Annotated in this window: 15 protein-coding genes and 1 pseudogene; 11 read left to right on the top strand and 5 right to left on the bottom strand. The window is 63.7% G+C overall.

What is annotated here, in order from left to right:
* The 5 genes from Q0L57_RS14395 to Q0L57_RS14375 all read left to right on the top strand — a co-directional run.
* The coding region (locus tag Q0L57_RS14395) for an ATP-binding cassette domain-containing protein (protein WP_296743663.1) at window positions 1-622 on the top strand (622 nt) is incomplete at its 5' end.
* Window positions 622-1,032, top strand: a complete 411-nt coding sequence (locus Q0L57_RS14390) for a DUF302 domain-containing protein (protein WP_296743662.1) — start codon at window positions 622-624, stop codon at window positions 1,030-1,032. The genes Q0L57_RS14395 and Q0L57_RS14390, both read left to right, overlap by 1 nt.
* On the top strand, window positions 1,029-1,487 hold the full coding sequence (locus Q0L57_RS14385; protein WP_296743660.1) for a GNAT family N-acetyltransferase: 459 nt from the start codon (window positions 1,029-1,031) through the stop codon (window positions 1,485-1,487). The genes Q0L57_RS14390 and Q0L57_RS14385 overlap by 4 nt, the downstream gene beginning before the upstream one ends.
* 27 nt (window positions 1,488-1,514) lie before the next feature.
* Complete coding sequence (locus Q0L57_RS14380; protein WP_296743659.1) at window positions 1,515-2,315, top strand: DUF72 domain-containing protein; 801 nt, start codon at window positions 1,515-1,517, stop codon at window positions 2,313-2,315.
* A gap of 112 nt (window positions 2,316-2,427) precedes the next feature.
* Complete coding sequence (locus Q0L57_RS14375; protein WP_296743656.1) at window positions 2,428-3,573, top strand: GGDEF domain-containing protein; 1,146 nt, start codon at window positions 2,428-2,430, stop codon at window positions 3,571-3,573.
* Between the two features lie 30 nt (window positions 3,574-3,603).
* Here the strand turns inward: Q0L57_RS14375 and Q0L57_RS14370 are convergent, their stop codons facing one another.
* Window positions 3,604-3,780 (bottom strand): hypothetical protein, encoded by a 177-nt coding sequence (locus Q0L57_RS14370; RefSeq protein WP_296743654.1) that lies wholly within the window; start codon window positions 3,778-3,780, stop codon window positions 3,604-3,606.
* Window positions 3,781-4,431: 651 nt separating this feature from the next.
* On the opposite strand from Q0L57_RS14370, the gene Q0L57_RS14365 reads away from it, so the two are divergent.
* From Q0L57_RS14365 to Q0L57_RS14350, 4 genes are all read left to right on the top strand, one after another.
* On the top strand, window positions 4,432-4,827 hold the full coding sequence (locus tag Q0L57_RS14365) for a hypothetical protein (protein ID WP_296743652.1): 396 nt from the start codon (window positions 4,432-4,434) through the stop codon (window positions 4,825-4,827).
* Between the two features lie 597 nt (window positions 4,828-5,424).
* On the top strand, window positions 5,425-6,051 hold the full coding sequence (locus Q0L57_RS14360; RefSeq protein WP_366940913.1) for a gluconate 2-dehydrogenase subunit 3 family protein: 627 nt from the start codon (window positions 5,425-5,427) through the stop codon (window positions 6,049-6,051).
* A gap of 3 nt (window positions 6,052-6,054) precedes the next feature.
* Complete coding sequence (locus Q0L57_RS14355) at window positions 6,055-7,821, top strand: GMC family oxidoreductase (RefSeq protein ID WP_296743649.1); 1,767 nt, start codon at window positions 6,055-6,057, stop codon at window positions 7,819-7,821.
* Entirely contained in the window at window positions 7,818-9,035 is a 1,218-nt protein-coding gene (locus tag Q0L57_RS14350; protein WP_296743647.1) for a cytochrome c, read from the top strand. Before Q0L57_RS14355 ends, Q0L57_RS14350 begins: the two co-directional genes overlap by 4 nt.
* Before the next feature lie 2 nt (window positions 9,036-9,037).
* On the opposite strand, the pseudogene Q0L57_RS14345 reads toward Q0L57_RS14350, so the two are convergent.
* Window positions 9,038-9,746 (bottom strand): annotated as a pseudogene (locus Q0L57_RS14345) (purine-nucleoside phosphorylase).
* 71 nt (window positions 9,747-9,817) lie between these two features.
* Window positions 9,818-12,394 (bottom strand): cell cycle histidine kinase CckA, encoded by a 2,577-nt coding sequence (gene cckA / locus Q0L57_RS14340; RefSeq protein WP_296743645.1) that lies wholly within the window; start codon window positions 12,392-12,394, stop codon window positions 9,818-9,820.
* Between the two features lie 212 nt (window positions 12,395-12,606).
* Here cckA and Q0L57_RS14335 point away from each other — a divergent pair, with 212 nt between their 5' ends.
* A complete protein-coding gene (locus tag Q0L57_RS14335; RefSeq protein WP_296743644.1) occupies window positions 12,607-13,353 on the top strand; it encodes a flagellar biosynthetic protein FliO in 747 nt (248 codons plus the stop codon).
* A gap of 15 nt (window positions 13,354-13,368) precedes the next feature.
* Here Q0L57_RS14335 and Q0L57_RS14330 read toward each other — a convergent pair whose 3' ends face one another.
* Window positions 13,369-14,382, bottom strand: coding sequence for a sigma-70 family RNA polymerase sigma factor (locus tag Q0L57_RS14330; RefSeq protein ID WP_296743642.1), 1,014 nt, complete (start codon window positions 14,380-14,382; stop codon window positions 13,369-13,371).
* A gap of 143 nt (window positions 14,383-14,525) precedes the next feature.
* Here Q0L57_RS14330 and Q0L57_RS14325 point away from each other — a divergent pair, with 143 nt between their 5' ends.
* Window positions 14,526-15,317: an SDR family oxidoreductase gene (locus Q0L57_RS14325; protein WP_296743640.1), complete on the top strand. Its 792-nt coding sequence runs from the start codon at window positions 14,526-14,528 to the stop codon at window positions 15,315-15,317.
* A 62-nt stretch (window positions 15,318-15,379) separates the two neighbouring features.
* Here Q0L57_RS14325 and dksA read toward each other — a convergent pair whose 3' ends face one another.
* Complete coding sequence (gene dksA, locus Q0L57_RS14320) at window positions 15,380-15,796, bottom strand: RNA polymerase-binding protein DksA (protein WP_140815850.1); 417 nt, start codon at window positions 15,794-15,796, stop codon at window positions 15,380-15,382.
* Window positions 15,797-15,908: the final 112 nt, after the last annotated feature.

Here is a 15,908-nt window from a genome sequence, read left to right as displayed (position 1 = left end):
CGGCGTCATCAAGATCGAGATGCACTTCCTGCCCGACGTCTACGTCACCTGCGATGTCTGCCACGGCAAGCGCTACAACCGCGAAACGCTGGATGTGTTGTTCAAGGGCAAGTCGATCGCCGACGTCCTCGACATGACGGTCGAGGAAGGCGTCGACTTCTTCTCCGCCGTGCCTGGCGTGCGCGACAAGTTGGAGACTCTGAACCAGGTCGGACTTGGTTACATCCATATCGGCCAGCAGGCGACGACACTGTCGGGCGGCGAGGCGCAGCGCATCAAGCTCGCCAAGGAGCTGTCGCGCAAGGCGACCGGCAAGACGCTCTACATCCTCGATGAGCCGACCACCGGTCTGCACTTCCACGACGTCGCCAAGCTGCTTGAAGTGCTGCACGAACTGGTCGACCAGGGCAACACGGTGGTGGTGATCGAGCACAATCTCGAAGTGATCAAGACCGCCGACTGGGTGCTCGATCTTGGCCCCGAGGGCGGCGACGGCGGGGGCGAGTTGGTGGCATCCGGCACGCCGGAAGCGATCGTGCGCGAGAAGCGCAGCTATACCGGCCAGTTCCTGAAGGAGCTTCTGGAACGGCGGCCCGGTGGCAAGCGCGAGGCGGCCGAGTGATGGCAAGCAACGGCCTCGTCTCCGTCGAAAGCCGCTTCGGCGTCGCCGAAACCATCGACCGACTGGTTGAGACAGTTACCCATGCGGGCATGCGGGTCTTCGCACGCATCGACCATGCCGCCGGCGCTCATGAAGTCGGCGCGGAGCTTCGTCCCACCGAGCTGCTGATCTTCGGCCATCCGAAAGGCGGCACGCCGCTGATGCAGGACCAGCAGACCGCCGGCATCGACTTGCCGTTGAAGGCGCTGGCCTGGGAGGATGCGCAAGGCAAGGTTTGGCTTTCCTACAACGACGCGCACTGGCTGGCCGAGCGCCATGGCCTTGGGGAGGCTAGCCGTGATGCCGTCAGGGCAATCGCCGCTGGCACGGCAAAAGTCGTGGCCGCCGCCGCAGGAACCAATCAATCATGAGACTTGCCCGCCCCGACGATCTCCCCGCTATCGTCGCGCTGACCACGGAAGCCTATGCGCCCTACACCGCTGCCTTCGGCACGCCGCCGATCCCGGTGACCGAGGATTATGCGCCGCGCATTGAGCGCGGCGAGGCCTGGCTGCTGGAAGATGGTCCCGAACTGGCCGGGCTCATCGTCCTCGAGCGGCACGACGACCACGCTATGATCTTCAGCGTCGCCGTTTCGCCGGCCTTTCAGGGCCGGAAGCTCGGCATCAGGTTGCTCGACTTCGCCGACGAGCGGACGCGATCTTGGGGGCTGCCGGAGGTGCGGCTTTACACCAATTCACGCATGGAGCGGAACATCGCGCTCTATGCGGCCTATGGTTATCGGGAAACGGGTCGCCGGGCCAACCCTTACCGGCCAGGATGGACATTGGTCGACATGGTGAAGCCGGTCGACAAAGCCGCCTGACCAAATCTGAACGCGGAGGAGCAAGACATGAGCCGAGGAACGATCCGCTCCGGCATGGGCGGCTGGACCTTCGAGCCCTGGGATACGTCCTTCTACCCGGAGAAGCTCGCCAAGGCCAAGCAACTGCATTACGCAAGCCGCCAGGTGCCGAGCATCGAGGTCAACGGCACCTACTATTCCAGCTTCAAGGAGCCGACATTCCTGAAATGGGCCGCCGATGCGCCGGACGGCTTCGTCTTTTCGCTGAAAGGCAACCGCTTCGTCACCAACCGCCGCGTGCTTGGCGAAGCCGGAGAATCGATGATGCGCTTCCTCGGCTCCGGCGTTGCCGCGCTCGGCGAGAAGCTCGGGCCCATCCTGTGGCAGTTCGCGCCGACGAAGAAATTCGACGCCGAGGATTTCGAGGCCTTCCTGAAGCTTCTGCCTGAGAAGCAGGACGGCGTGCCGCTGCGCCATGCACTCGAGGTGCGGCATGACAGCTTCATCGTGCCGGAGTTCCCCGCATTGGCCCGCAAATACAACGCCGCGATCGTCTATGCCGACCATGCGAAATATCCGGCGATCGCCGACGTCACCGGCGATTTTGTCTATGTGCGCCTGCAGACCGGCAGCGACGACAACTCCGACTGCTACACGCCGAAAGGCCTCGACGACTGGGCGGCGCGGGTAAAGACCTGGGCTGAGGGCAAGCAGCCCGCCGACCTGCCGCGCGCCGACCTCGGCAACGATGCACCGGTGAAACCGCGCGAGGTGTTCGTCTACTTCATCACCGAGGGCAAGGTGCGGGCGCCCTTCGGCGCCATGGCGCTCATGAAGCGGGTGGGCTGACGCACAGGGGAATGCCTCGCATCTTCTCGGCGATCGTAACCTTATCGATACTTCCTTGGGGCACTAATACACCTACGCCAGGTTGCATAAGCCAGGCGGCGGGGACTATTGCATGCTGCTCGACTACAACTCACTGCTGCTGGCCGTCGGCTTTTCCGCAGCCTGCCTCAGCCTGACGCTGTTCGGAACCTGGCTGACCGCCCGTTCCGACCGGTTCCTGCTGACATGGGCGATCAGCGTGCTGGTCATTGTAGCCGAGGTCTTTGTCTATGACGCCTATATCGAAACGCCGGATACCGCTCTCGGTGTCCTGACGCTAGCGCTGCTCCTGCTTGGCTTCTCGGTGATGCTGGGCGCCGCTCACCAGTTCCGCACCGCGAACTCGCCCTTGCCGCGCATCGTGTTCAGCGCCGGCATCTCCTTCGCGCTCGCCCTGCCGCCCATTGCGCTCGGCTATGACGGGCTGGGCTTCATGCTGGAGAACTCGCTCGCCGCGGTGATCCTGTTCGCGACGGCGTATGAATATTGGAAAGGCCGCGATGAAGCGCCTGCCCCGCTCACGGGCGTGGCGCTGCTTTACTCGCTGACGGCGGCCTCCTTCGTGCTGTGCGCGGCGGCGCTGGCCTGGGACGGCAAGCTTGTGCTCGGCCACGCGCCGAGCAATTGGGCGGAGGATCTGAGCCTCGTCATTGTCATCGCCTCGATGACCGGCATCGGCGCGCTGTCGCTGGCGCTCAACCAGGGCCGGCTTGCCCGCCATCACCAGCGCGAGGCACAGACCGATGCGCTGACCGGACTGCTCAACCGCCGCGCCTTGTTCGATTTGCACGGCAAGGCGCCGGTCGGCGCCTTCGTGGCGGTGGTTGTGTTCGATCTCGATGGTTTCAAGGCGATCAACGACCAGTTCGGCCACGCCGCAGGCGATGAGGTGCTCAAAGTCTTCGCGCAGGAGCTCGCCGGCAATTTGCGCCCGAACGACGTCGCCGCGCGCATGGGCGGCGAGGAATTCGCGTTGGTGCTGAAACGCACATTACCCGAAATGGTCGAGAGCACCGCCGAGCGGATAAGAACGGCGTTTGCGGCGCGAACGATCGACACCGAGGCAGGCAAGCTTAAATGCACCGTCAGCGCCGGCTTCGCCTTCGGCAGCAGCGAAGGCATGAGCTTCGACAAAGTGCTCAGCACCGCGGACAAAGCGCTTTATGCAGCCAAGCGCGGTGGTCGCAACCGCGTGCACGACTTCCGCCGCGCCGGCTGAGCTTTCGCCTGGAAGGCTCTGTTCTAGCCCTCAGTGCCGCGCCATGACTTCGTTATAGGCGTCGAGATCGACGTAGAAGACCTTCGTCATTTCGCCCAGCAGGTCGTCCTGGTCGTAGCCTTGCGACATCAGGATATTGATTGCCGTCATGATATCGACGCGCTCGGTCAGCCGTCGCTTCTGATAGTCCTCGACAAAACGTTCCATCGCCTTTTCCCCGGAGATTTTCTGGACGCATTGACCGACAATCACTGCAGGGGAAGCTAGGCGGGCTTGCTTGCGCGGAGCTTGCAGGCGGGAGCCGGCGCCTTCCCCTCATTTTGCGACTGATACGGAAAGCGGCCGACTCACCAAGGCCAAGAAAAGATTAGCATGCAGCCATTGCCGCGCCAGAGTTTGCAGGCCAGCTAATCTTGGAAATACTGCGACAGGGGGATTTCCCGCCAATAACGAATGCGATGCCCGGCCGGGCGCGATCGTGCGCCACGCTCCGGCCGGGCGCCTTCCCCTCGAAGGCAACGCCTGAGTTCGCCGGCGGCGGGTCGCCGGCGATCAATCTGGTTGGGCGGCGGATCACACCGCTACGCAAGTAGCGAAGCAATCGACATGCCAAACCGTACACCCGCGCGCCGCGCCGTGGATAATCCATCCTTTTCAATGGGATAGAGCTTGAGCTGTCGAATCCTAACGAGGAATGGCGATCCCGGTCATGACGAAACTTTGCGCATGGCAGCCTAGATTTCGTTCAATTACCGAGGCTGCCCGAACTATAAGTTCAGCATGGCGCGACCACCGTTCGGTCGCAGTTGCGAGCCGATGGCAAAATGGGGCAAGGTCGCGCGAAACGAGCGACGCGCCATGGCTTCCCCGATCCGCATTATTTTCACTCTTGCAGTTCTCGTTGCCGGCGCAAGCGGCGCGCGTGCCGATTTCACCGACGGCAAAATGCCCGAGGGAACCTATCACTGCGAGGTCTACCTGCTCGGCGTTTTCCTCAACCTCGGCGATATCACCATCAAGGGACACGTCTATAGCGGTCCGGTCACCTTCGGCAGCGCGCCGCAGGCCTACAACTACCAGATGGACGCCAATGGCGAGATCAGCTGGCTCGGCCCCCTCGGCGGCTACACCAGCGGCGGCAACTCGATCTCCATGACGCAGGCAACCTTGGATGGTCCGGGCAGCCCTTCCTTCGACATCATCATGAAGCAGCCGGACGGCGCCTTTACCGCTTCGACCTGCACCAGGGGTTAGCCGCGCGGGCTGCCGACCGATCGAACGCGGCCCTCGCTGTCGCGGTCGCGTGTAAGGACGAAAGTCTGATTGCCGTCAGCGGCCGTCAGACCGAAGATGATGCCGCCGGCCTTGTCCAAAAGGGCACCAGCGCCATTTCGCTTCGATGACGCGCACGACCTGCGCTCTATAGGCGCGGCCATCGCCCGGGCAGCGGAGAGCCGCTGACCGCAGCCGGGACGAACTCGTTGGAACAGCTCGGGCCGCGGAGTGACCTGCGGCCAGCGGTCGGCTTTGCCGGCTTCAAGAACAGGCACAACCAAGAACGACAACAGGCCCAACTAACAATTTTGTGATGCGCTTGACGAGCAGTCTATCTTTCCGCAGGCTGTCAACAAATCGATCTATGCGACTTGAACTTTACGGTTTTTGTCACCTTTACTTGAGCGTAACTGACTGAGTTCGATAGTTTTTATTTTCGAGGGACCTAATATGGGCCATCGTTATCCTGTCCGGATGAATCGGCGTCTTTTCCTGTCATCTGTTGCCATGCTCACGGTTACCGCGCCGGCGGTAAGCCTTGCGAGGACATTGTCAGGTTCGCTGCCCTGGGAACCGATGGCGTCCGATCCCCCGGTTCAGGTGCTTCCAGGTGGGTGGCAGTTCTTCACGCCACAGGAGGCGGCTCTTGTCGAAGCCATCGTCGATCGCCTCGTCCCGCATGACGACCTGAGCATCGGCGGCAAGGAGGCCGGTTGCGCGGTCTATATCGACCGCCAACTGACAGGAGCATTCGGAACCTCCAGCCGGCTGTACACGCAAGGCCCCTTCCTGCCCGGATTGCCTACGCAGGGCTATCAGGGCGAGGCCAATCCGGCCCAGCGCTATCGCGCCGGCCTGGCGGCTATCGATGCCTTCCTGAAACAGCGGGATGGCAAGGCATTCGCGGACCTCAAGCCCGAGGATCAGGATGCGTTCCTCACTGCCATGGAGGGCGGAAAGGTCGAGTTGCCGAACGGCGTCAAGGCTGCGGAGTTCTTCGGGCTTCTGCTGCAGAACACGATGGAAGGCTTCTTTGCCGATCCGGTCTATGGCGGCAACAAGGACATGGTTTCCTGGCGCATGCTTGGCTTCCCCGGCGCGCGCTACGACTACCGGGATCATGTCGGCAAGCACAACCAGCCTTATCCGCTACCGCCCGTCTCGATCGCCGGGCGTCCCGAATGGCTTGGCAAGGGGACCTGATCCATGACCAAGATATTGCCCCGCAAGGATGTCGTCATCGTCGGCTTGGGCTGGACTGGAGCGATCCTGGCCAACGAACTGACGGATCAGGGCCTCGACGTGCTGGCGATCGAGCGCGGCCCTTGGCGCGACACCGCCACCGACTTCAACATCGGTTATATGCAGGATGAGCTGCGCTACTCGGTTCGCCGCGACCTCTTCCTGCAGCCCGTCGTGGAAACCATGACGATGCGCAACGATCCCTCGCAGACCGCGCTGCCGATGCGCGATTTTGGTTCGTTCCTGCCGGGCAACGGCGTTGGCGGCGCTGGCGTCCACTGGAACGGCCACACCTGGCGATTCTGGGATTCGGACTTCAAGACCAAGACCAACCTTACGAACAAATATGGGGCCGCGCGGATCGCCGACCTCCAGGTCGAGGACTGGGGCGTGACCGGGGTGGAGATGGAGCCCTATTACGACCAGTTCGAATATCTGGCGGGGATTTCCGGCAAGGCCGGCAACATCAAGGGGCAACTGCAGCAGGGCGGCAACCCGTTCGAGGATTCCCGGGCGCGCGATTATCCCAATCCACCGATGGAGATGACCTACGCGCCGGCAATGTTCGCCGACGCCGGCCGGTCGATGGGGCTGCATCCCTTCCCGACGCCATCGGCGAATATGTCCCGGGCCTACACCAACCCGCTTGGGGTGACGCTGGGCCAATGCACTTTCTGCGGCTTCTGCGAGCGTTTCGGCTGCGCCAACTATTCCAAGTCGAGTGCCCAGACGACGATCCTGCCGGTGCTGATGAAGAAGGCCAATTTCGAGGTCCGCACCGACAGCGAGGTGCTGCATGTCGACCTGCATTCCGGCGGCAAGTCGGCGCGTGGAGTGACCTATGTCGACACCTCGGGCGAGGAGTATTTCCAGCCAGCCGACCTGGTGCTGCTGTGCGCCTACGGCCTGCACAACGCCAGGCTTATGATGCTGTCGGGCATCGGCAAGATCTACGACCCCAACACCGGCGAGGGAACGGTCGGACGCAACTACTGCTACCAGACCAATGCCGGCACGCAGGTGTTCTTCGACGACAAGAACTTCAATCCGTTCATCGCGGCAGGCGCACTCGGCCAGACGATCGACGATTACAATGGTGACGCCTTCGATCACGGGCCGCTGGATTTCGTCGGCGGCGCGGGCATCAACTGCATTCCGACCAACGGACGTCCGATCGGGACGAGGCCGACGCTGCCCGGGACTCCGAGATGGGGCAGCGCCTGGAAGAAGGCCACGGTGCAGGGCTACAAGAGCACGCTTTCTTATTCCACGCAGGGAAGCAGCTACGCGACGCGCAACAACTATCTCGACCTCGATCCGACCTACAAGGACCGGTTTGGCCGACCGCTGATGCGCATGACCTTCGATTTCCCGGACAACGACATCCGCATGTCGAACTACCTCTCCGATCGCATGGAGGACATCGCCAAGAAGCTCGGCGGCAAGCAGTACAGCGTCGGCCGGCTCAAGAAGGGCTGGAACAGCGTGCCCTACCAGAGCACGCACAACACCGGCGGCGCGATCATGGGCGCCGACCCCAGGCGAAGCGCGGTCAACGTCTTCCTGCAAAGCTGGGACGTTCCCAACGTCTTCGTCATCGGCGCTTCCGCCTTCCCGCAGAATGCCGGCAAGAACCCCACCGGGACGGTCGGAGCGCTTGCTTTCCGCGCCGCCGACGCCATCCGCAACCACTATCTGCGCAATCCAGGCGCGCCGCTGGTGCAGGCATGAGAAAGCTCGGTCTCACCCTCGCCGTCGGCACCGCGACCCTGGCGCTCAGCCCCGCAATGGGCGCCGACCAGGCGGACCAGATCATACGGGGCCAGTATCAGGCCGTGCTCGGTGACTGCTCTGGCTGCCACACGCGGCCCGGCGGCAAGCCGCTGGCCGGTGGCCTGCCGCTCGAAACCCCATTCGGCGCCCTGGTGCCGCCCAACATCACGCCTGACAAGGAAACCGGCATCGGCAATTGGAGCGACGCCGAATTCCGCAACATGATGAAGACCGGCATCGGCCATGATGGCGTGCGACTTTATCCGGCCATGCCATATCCGGCCTACACCAGGATGACCGACCAGGACATCGCCGACCTGTGGGCTTATCTGACGACGGTCGAACCTGTATCGAACAAGGTTGAAGCCAACCAGTTGCCGTTCCCGCTCAACATTCGGCTCAGCATGTGGGGCTGGAATCTGCTCAACTTCAAACAGACGGACTTCACGCCGGACGCCTCCAAATCGGCCGAGTGGAATCGCGGCGCCTACATCGTCCAGGGACCTGGTCACTGCGGCACATGCCATACGCCCAAGTCGCTTCTGGGCGCCGACAAGGACAGCAGTTTCCTGCAGGGCGCGTCGCTTCAAGGCTGGTTCGCGCCCGACATCACCAACAACGCGCAGACGGGCCTTGGAAAATGGTCCGAGGATGACCTGATCAAATACCTAAAAACCGGCGTCAACGCGCATTCGATCGCCTCTGGGCCGATGGCAGAGGCCGTCGAGAATTCGACGTCGCAAATGACCGACGCCGACCTGAAGGCCGTCGCCACCTATCTGAAGAGCCTGGGCTCGGACACCGGCAACGCTCAGCCGGCCAAGCCCGACGAGGCGAGGATGGCGACCGGCGAGGCAATCTATCGCGACAATTGCTCGGCCTGCCATGGCGGCGATGGCGCGGGCTCGGGCGTGCTGTTCCCGGCGCTTGCCGACAGTTCGATCGTCGCGCAAGCCAACCCCGAAACCTTGGCGAGGGTCATACTTGCTGGCAGCCAGGCCGTGCACACGACGCAGGCGCCGACGACCCCTGCGATGCCTTCCCTGGCGTGGCGCCTCAAGGATCAGGAGATCGCCGACGTCCTGACTTACGTGCGCAACAGCTGGGGCAACGCCGCTCCGGCGGTCTCTTCCAGCGACGTGGCCGCGGTGCGCAAGGAGCTTGTGCCGTAGGCCTAGCTGTCCGCCACGACTTCGAGCGCCAGCCTTGTCATATCGGTAAAGAGCGCCTGACGCTCGGAGTAGTCGCTCTGCTCACCACTGGCGACATGGTCCACCACCGTCAGCAGCGAAAGGGCTCGCGCGCCGAAATGGGCCGAGAGGCGGTAGAGCGCGCTTGTTTCCATATCCACTGCCAACGCGCCGATGACCCTGGGCTCGTCAAACCGGGCGTAACCATCCGGGTAATGAAATATATCGCTGCACGCGGTAAGACCCGCGCTGTGGCGGATTCCAAAGATCGGCGGCACGCTGCAATGCAAGTGCATGAAGCGCCGGATCGGGGCCGGCCGGCCGGTAAAGCCCGAACACTTGCCCGCTCATTTCGCCCTCGGCATGCACCGCGCTGGAAATGACAACGCTGCGCAGCGGCACGTCCTCGGTCAGTGCGCCGCATGTCCCGGTGCGGATGAGCGTCTTCACGCCATGACTGTCGAGGAGCTCATGGGCATAGATCAGCAGCGACGAAGCGCCGATGCCGGTTGCCTGGATGCTGACGGGCCTGCCGCGGTAGCAACCGGTGAAACCCAGGGCGCCGCGTCTGCGATTGACGCAGCGTGGCCCGTCAAGGAAGGTTTTGGCCATCCACTCGGCCCGCTCCGGATCGCCCGGCAAAAGCACCGTTTCGGCAAAATCACCCCTGCCCGCCTCGATATGCGGCGTCACGTTCCATCACCCCCGTGATAGGACCTATCCCGTCTCCATCATGGCAGGGCCGCGCCGATGCGCAAGCGGTGCTATGACTCCAGCACGTCCTTGACGATCGTCGCCAGTTGCTTGAGCGAGAAAGGCTTGGGCAGGAAGCCGAAATGCGCGTCGGCGGGCAGGTTCCTGGCGAATGCATCCTCGGCATAGCCGGAAACGAAGACGAACTTGATGTCGGGCTGCCGCTTGCGCAACTCGCCGAGCAGCGTCGGCCCGTCCATTTCCGGCATCACCACGTCGGACACGACGATGTCGACCTTGCCGCCGAGCGCCTCGAAGACTTCGAGCGCCTCGACGCCCGACGACGCCTCGTGGACCGTATAGCCGCGCGAGGTCAGCGCCCTGACGCCGCCCATGCGCACGGCATCCTCGTCCTCGACCAGCAGCACCGTGGCCGAACCGGAGAGATCCTTTGCCGTATCGGCGTATTTGACCTGCGCCGCGGCGGGCGCCTCGGCAGCCTCGCCTGCCTTCTTCGCCTCCGCGACATGACGCGGCAGGAAGATGCGGAACACCGTCCCCTTGCCGACTTCGGAATCGCAGAAGATGAAGCCGCCGGTCTGCTTGATGATGCCGTAGACCATCGAGAGACCGAGGCCTGTGCCTTTGCCCACCTCCTTGGTGGTGAAGAAAGGTTCGAAGATTTTCTTCAGCACATCCGGCGCGATGCCGCTGCCATTGTCCTCGACCTCGACAAGCACATAGTCTCCCGGCGTCAGCTCGCGATAGGCGAAAGACTTGCACTCTTCGGTCGCGACATTGCGGGTGCGCACGGTGAGGTCCCCGCCGGCAGGCATGGCATCGCGCGCATTGACGGCGAGGTTGACTACCACCTGCTCGAACTGGCCGATATCGACCTTGACTGGCCACAGGTCGCGACCATGGTCGATCTTCAGGCGGATGTCGTTGCCGACGAGGCGGGCGAGCAGCATCCTGAGATCGGCCAGCACATCGGTCAGGTTGAGCACTTCCGGCCGCAGCGTCTGCTTGCGCGAGAAGGCCAGCAACTGCCTGACCAGCGACGCCGCCCGATTGGCGTTCTGCTTGATGTTCATGATGTCGGGGAAGGAAGGGTCCGACGGGCGATGGTTCGTCAGCAGGAGGTCCGACGCCATGATAATGGCGGTGAGCACATTGTTGAAGTCGTGCGCGATACCGCCGGCGAGCTGACCGACGGCCTGCATCTTCTGGCTCTGCGCCATCTGGCCCTCGAGCGCCTTCTGCTCGGTGGTCTCGACCGCGTAGACGATGGCCGACTCCTCGGCGCCCTCGCCGCCGGCCCCGTCGGCCACGGCGTTGACGTAGAAGCGGATGTGGCGCTCCTCGCTACCGGGCAGCACCGAGTCGATCGGCTCGATATTGGCCTGACGCTGCCGCGCCTTCTCGAAGGCGGCGGCGAATGCCGCGCGGTCGCGCTCGTGCACGACGGAATCCAGCCGCACGCGGCGGTCGACCGCATCGCGGTCGACGACGGAGGAAAACAGCTGCAGGAACGGCGCGTTGGTGCGCAGGATGCGCCCGTTCGCGTCGACGCCGGCAATCGCCATCGGCGTCGAGTTGAAGAACCGCGTGAAGCGCACTTCGGAAGCGCGAAGCTCGGCGGAAGCGTCCTCGCCCTGGGTGCGGTTGAGCACGATGGTGCGGGTCGGACCATTGACGCCCTCGCGGCTCGCCGAGACGCGGTGCATGAAGCGGACCGGCAGTGCCCTGCCGCTCATCGTCGTCAGGTCGAGGTCGATGACGGCATTGCGCGTCGTGCCGGGATCGGCCTTGACGGAGCGCACCAACGCCATGCCGTCGCCGGCAACGATCTCCGGCAGCGAGACGGCGCCGGGCGTGAAGCTGGCGAGGTCGATGCCCAGCCACTCGGCAAGCGTGGCGTTGATATAGGTGACGCGGCCTTCCTGGTCGGCGGAGAAGAACCCGGCTGGCGCATGGTCGAGGTGGTCTATCGCTTTCTGCAAATCGAGGAAGAAGCGCTCCTGCTCGGCCCGCTCCTGCGAGATATCGGCGAGTTGCCATGCCAGCATCGGCAGCCGCTGGCCCGGCACGCTGAAAGCGCGTGCACGGGCGCGATACCAGCGCGCGCCGGGGTCGGCTCCAGGCTTGATCGACTGAGCCAGGCGAAACTCGCCGTCTCCCGGCTGCCCGTCGCGCAGGCCCGAGGCCAGCCGGTAGATGGTCATAGAAGCCTCGGGAACATCCGAGAGCAGGCCTTCGACGGTCTTGAGGTCGGCCGCCGATGCGGCACCGGTCATCTCGGCATAGACCCGGTTGGCATAGACAACCCGGCCCTTCGTGTCGGTGATCAGGAGCCCTTGCGACATGGAATCGACGAAGGCCTTCGACAATTCGTCGCCGGTCGAGCGCGGCGCGATTTGAACGAAGCCGATTGCGGTCGCGAACAGGAAGCCGACGCCGATCATGGCGAGCACGCCGAGCATGCCGAGCAGGAAAGGATCGCCAAGGCGCTCGCGGAACAGCCCGAAGACGATCGCAGCACCCGTCAGGACGACGATGAAGACGATGAGCCTGGCGACGGCGCCCGGACGCGTGTTCTGGTCGACGATCGGTACCGGATAGAAATCGCCGCGCGCTTCCTTGGCCATGTGCCCCCTGCTCGTGATTCCGGTGTCCGACCCGCGGACGGCCGGTTGAATCACATTCTCCTGTAGCGGAAAAGGCCCCGCCGGCAAATGTCCGATAAAATTGGCGCGCGGATTCGTGTTTCAACTGTTCACGATCGGCGATGCGAACTTGCGGCGAGCCGCCACCACGGTCTAGTGTCGCGTCACTTCAAAAACGGCGATTGGGTGCACCGATGCTGCAGGGGCTGGAAAACGTGGCGGGTCCAGGTTACGTCGCCGCAATCCTGTGGACGTTCGCAGCGCTCATCCTGCTCGTCGTCGTCCTGCTCGTCATCAAGGTGGTGCGCAACCTCACCTTCGGTACGTTCGTTGCCGGCGGCAGGAACCGCAAGACGCGGCTCGCGGTCATGGATGCCACCGCCGTCGACAGCCATCGCCGGCTGGTGCTGGTGCGCCGCGACGACATCGAACACCTGATCCTCATCGGCGGCCCGACCGATGTCGTGGTCGAGCGCGACATAAGACTGGCAACGCCGCGCCGCCCGGCGCTCACCGGGGACAGCGGCCAGCAACAGACAGCCCCGCCCCGTCCGCGCGCGCCTCAGCCCGCGCCGGCTCCCGCTCCCACACCAGCCAGACAGGCTGCGCCACCGCCGCCTCAGCCCGTCGCCCAGCCGGTCGCCCAGCCCGTGGCCGTAGCGCGTCCGCGGCAGCCAGCCCCAGCGCCCAAGCCGGTGGCGCAGAGCCAGCCAACCGCGAAAGTCATGCCGCTTCCGGCTTTTGGGACGACGAACGGCAGCACCCGCCATGCGCCGCCACCCCCCTCCAACGATTCCATCGACGACACGCTGATGCACGAACTCGAGGCGTCGCTCGACGAAACACCTCCGCAATCGGCAAGTCCCAAGCCCGCGGGAAAGCCGTCTCTCGATGACGAGATGACCAAGCTCCTCGGTGAGCTTGCCAGCCACAAACGATAGACGCTCGCACGCCGGTCATCGACCCGGCAGCGTTCGGGGCAGGTCGAACCAGGGCAACGCCGTGTTTTCAAAGCGGGTCATTGCGCTGATCCGGTCACCCGACAAGGCCAGCACGATGAGCCCGATCCCACGGCTGATGCCGTCAGATCCGCGAAGATAGGCGCCGAAGGCCGGCTGGCGATTGGCCCGCGTCTCCACGAGGTCGAACCGCCGCCCCGCGCCGAAGATGCCGGCGCAGAAGCGGGCAACGAGATTTCTGCCCCGATATTCGAGCGGCATCGGAGGCATCGAGATGAAGACGTCGTCGGTCAGGAGCGTCACCAGCGTATCGAGATCGGCAGCTTCATAAGCTCTGACGAATTTCGCCACGATCGCCTTCTCCTGAACGGAGTTGCCGGCAGGCGGCGGCTCACGGCCGGCCGATGGCCGTGCCCGCCGCTGCAGGCCGCCGCGCGCCCGCTTGAGCGCGCTGTTGGCCGATTCTACGGTTGAATCAAGCATTTCGGCGACCTCCCTGGCGTCGAATCCGAGAACGTCACGCAAGATGAGCACGGCGAGCTGGCGCGGCGGCAGGACCTGCAGGGCGGTGACAAAGGCCAGGGAAATGGATTCGGTCCGTTCGTAACACGTGTCCGGACCGAGAGGTGCGTCGAACGCGCCCTCCAGCAGCGTGTCGGGAAACGGCTCCAGCCAGACGACTTCACCTAGCCCGCTCGGCTCCGGCGGCTCGACGCCCGGGACGTCCCAAGTCTTCGCCGGTCGTCGGCTCGCGGTCCTGCGCATGTTGAGGCAGCGATTGGTGGCGATCCGGTAGAGCCAACTGCGCAACGATGCGCGACGCGCGAAACCGGGAAAGCCTTGCCAGGCAGAGAGCAGCGTGTCCTGGAGGGCATCCTCCGCATCCTGGAACGAGCCAAGCATGCGGTAGCAGTGCAGCCGGATTTCACGGCGGTATGGCGCAATCAGTTGGCGGAACGCCTCACCGTCGCCGGCCTGTGCTTTTGAAACCTGGTCGTCCAAGCTCGCCATCGCGTACCTCCGCCTTTCCGTCGCTTTCACCTCTTTAGACACCGAGCGAGCCGCGAAATGGGCGGCGCGCCCAGTTTCGCACAGTCGCGGTGTCTTTACCCGCAGGCGGCACTCGCCGTCGGTCGAAGCGAAAGGAAAGAGCCATGATGTTGAGAGACAAGACTGCCGTGATCTACGGTGCCGGCGGCGCAATCGGCGGCGCCGTAGCACGGGCATTTGCAAGCGAAGGCGCCAAGGTCTACCTGGCCGGCCGGACGCAGCCGCCTGTCCAGGCAACCGCTAAGGACATTGTTTGGGCTGGTGGCATCGCAGAGGCAGCGGCGATTGACGCACTTGATGAGGAGGCCGTGGAGACGCATCTGCAATCCGTGGTCGACAAAGCGGGCCGGATCGACATTTCGTTCAACGCCATCGGCGTGGCCCATAGCGGGATACTGGGGACGCCGCTGGCCAAGTTGGAAGTCGCCCAGTTCTCGGTGCCTATCGCGGCCTACACCACGTCCTACTTCCTTACCGCGCGCGCGGCAGCGAGGCACATGATCCCCCACGGATCAGGGGTGATCATGACTGTCACCGCCCTACCCGCGCGAACTGGCACCCCGCTGAATGGCGGTTATGGCCCGGCGCAGGCCGCCAAGGAGGCGCTTACCCGGGACCTGTCCTACGAACTCGCGCCCCAAGGCATCCGGGTCGTCGGCCTGCGGCCACACGGCATTCCGGAGACAGCCACCATGCGAAATGTGTTCGACCTGAAGGCCGGGGTTTCGGGCATGAGCTGGGACCAGTTCCAGGCCCATCTCGCCGGCACCACGCACGCGAAGCGGATCATGAGGCTCGACGAGGTGGCGAATATGGCGGCCTTCCTGGCATCCGATCGAGCCAGCGGCATGACGGGAACCATCGTCAACCTGACGATGGGAACGCTGGACGATTAGGCCGGTTCGGAAAAGAAAATGGCCGGAAAACCGGCCATTTTGCAATCCATGACGATGTAGTATCAGTCGTCGCGATAGACCTTTTCGCGGCGCTCATGCCGCTCCTGCGCCTCGATCGACAACGTTGCGATCGGACGTGCGTCGAGCCGCTTCAGCGCGATCGGCTCGCCGGTTTCCTCGCAATAGCCATATGTGCCTTCGTCGATGCGCTGCAACGCAGAGTCGATTTTCGAGATCAGCTTGCGCTGGCGATCGCGGGCGCGCAGTTCAATGGCTCGGTCGGTTTCGGAAGAGGCTCGGTCGGCTAGGTCGGGGTGGTTGGCGTTTTCTTGCTGTAGGATTTCGAGAGTTTCGCGCGCTTCGCGCAGTATGTCATTCTTCCAAGTGATCAGCTTCTGGCGGAAGTATGATTTTTGCCGTTCATTCATGAACGGCTCGTCTTCGGAGGGTACGTAATCGGCGGTAGCGATATCGTTCATTCGACTCACCCAACAACCCCAAATTTGGCGCCTATATATTCGCGGACAAGGGGCTGCACAAGCGCAATCGGTGACAGTCTCACGCAATTGTTAGTCTCTCGCCAGCGGGCCT

It is taken from the genome of Mesorhizobium sp. (assembly GCF_024509055.1).
Classification (GTDB): domain Bacteria; phylum Pseudomonadota; class Alphaproteobacteria; order Rhizobiales; family Rhizobiaceae; genus Mesorhizobium.
Note: the sequence above shows the minus strand (reverse complement) of the source record. Positions and strands in the feature narration are given on the sequence as shown.

What these genes read in the sequence shown, in the direction of transcription:
- Q0L57_RS14350 (WP_296743647.1), top strand. Translation starts at nt 7,818, where the DNA reads ATGAGAAAGCTCGGTCTCACCCTCGCCGTCGGCACCGCGACCCTGGCG.
- Q0L57_RS14390 (WP_296743662.1), top strand. Translation starts at nt 622, where the DNA reads ATGGCAAGCAACGGCCTCGTCTCCGTCGAAAGCCGCTTCGGCGTCGCC.
- Q0L57_RS14355 (WP_296743649.1), top strand. Translation starts at nt 6,055, where the DNA reads ATGACCAAGATATTGCCCCGCAAGGATGTCGTCATCGTCGGCTTGGGC.
- Q0L57_RS14330 (WP_296743642.1), bottom strand. Translation starts at nt 14,382, where the DNA reads ATGGCGAGCTTGGACGACCAGGTTTCAAAAGCACAGGCCGGCGACGGT.
- Q0L57_RS14370 (WP_296743654.1), bottom strand. Translation starts at nt 3,780, where the DNA reads ATGGAACGTTTTGTCGAGGACTATCAGAAGCGACGGCTGACCGAGCGC.
- Q0L57_RS14380 (WP_296743659.1), top strand. Translation starts at nt 1,515, where the DNA reads ATGAGCCGAGGAACGATCCGCTCCGGCATGGGCGGCTGGACCTTCGAG.
- Q0L57_RS14385 (WP_296743660.1), top strand. Translation starts at nt 1,029, where the DNA reads ATGAGACTTGCCCGCCCCGACGATCTCCCCGCTATCGTCGCGCTGACC.
- Q0L57_RS14335 (WP_296743644.1), top strand. Translation starts at nt 12,607, where the DNA reads ATGCTGCAGGGGCTGGAAAACGTGGCGGGTCCAGGTTACGTCGCCGCA.
- Q0L57_RS14375 (WP_296743656.1), top strand. Translation starts at nt 2,428, where the DNA reads ATGCTGCTCGACTACAACTCACTGCTGCTGGCCGTCGGCTTTTCCGCA.
- Q0L57_RS14325 (WP_296743640.1), top strand. Translation starts at nt 14,526, where the DNA reads ATGATGTTGAGAGACAAGACTGCCGTGATCTACGGTGCCGGCGGCGCA.
- Q0L57_RS14365 (WP_296743652.1), top strand. Translation starts at nt 4,432, where the DNA reads ATGGCTTCCCCGATCCGCATTATTTTCACTCTTGCAGTTCTCGTTGCC.
- cckA (WP_296743645.1), bottom strand. Translation starts at nt 12,394, where the DNA reads ATGGCCAAGGAAGCGCGCGGCGATTTCTATCCGGTACCGATCGTCGAC.
- Q0L57_RS14360 (WP_366940913.1), top strand. Translation starts at nt 5,425, where the DNA reads ATGGCGTCCGATCCCCCGGTTCAGGTGCTTCCAGGTGGGTGGCAGTTC.
- dksA (WP_140815850.1), bottom strand. Translation starts at nt 15,796, where the DNA reads ATGAACGATATCGCTACCGCCGATTACGTACCCTCCGAAGACGAGCCG.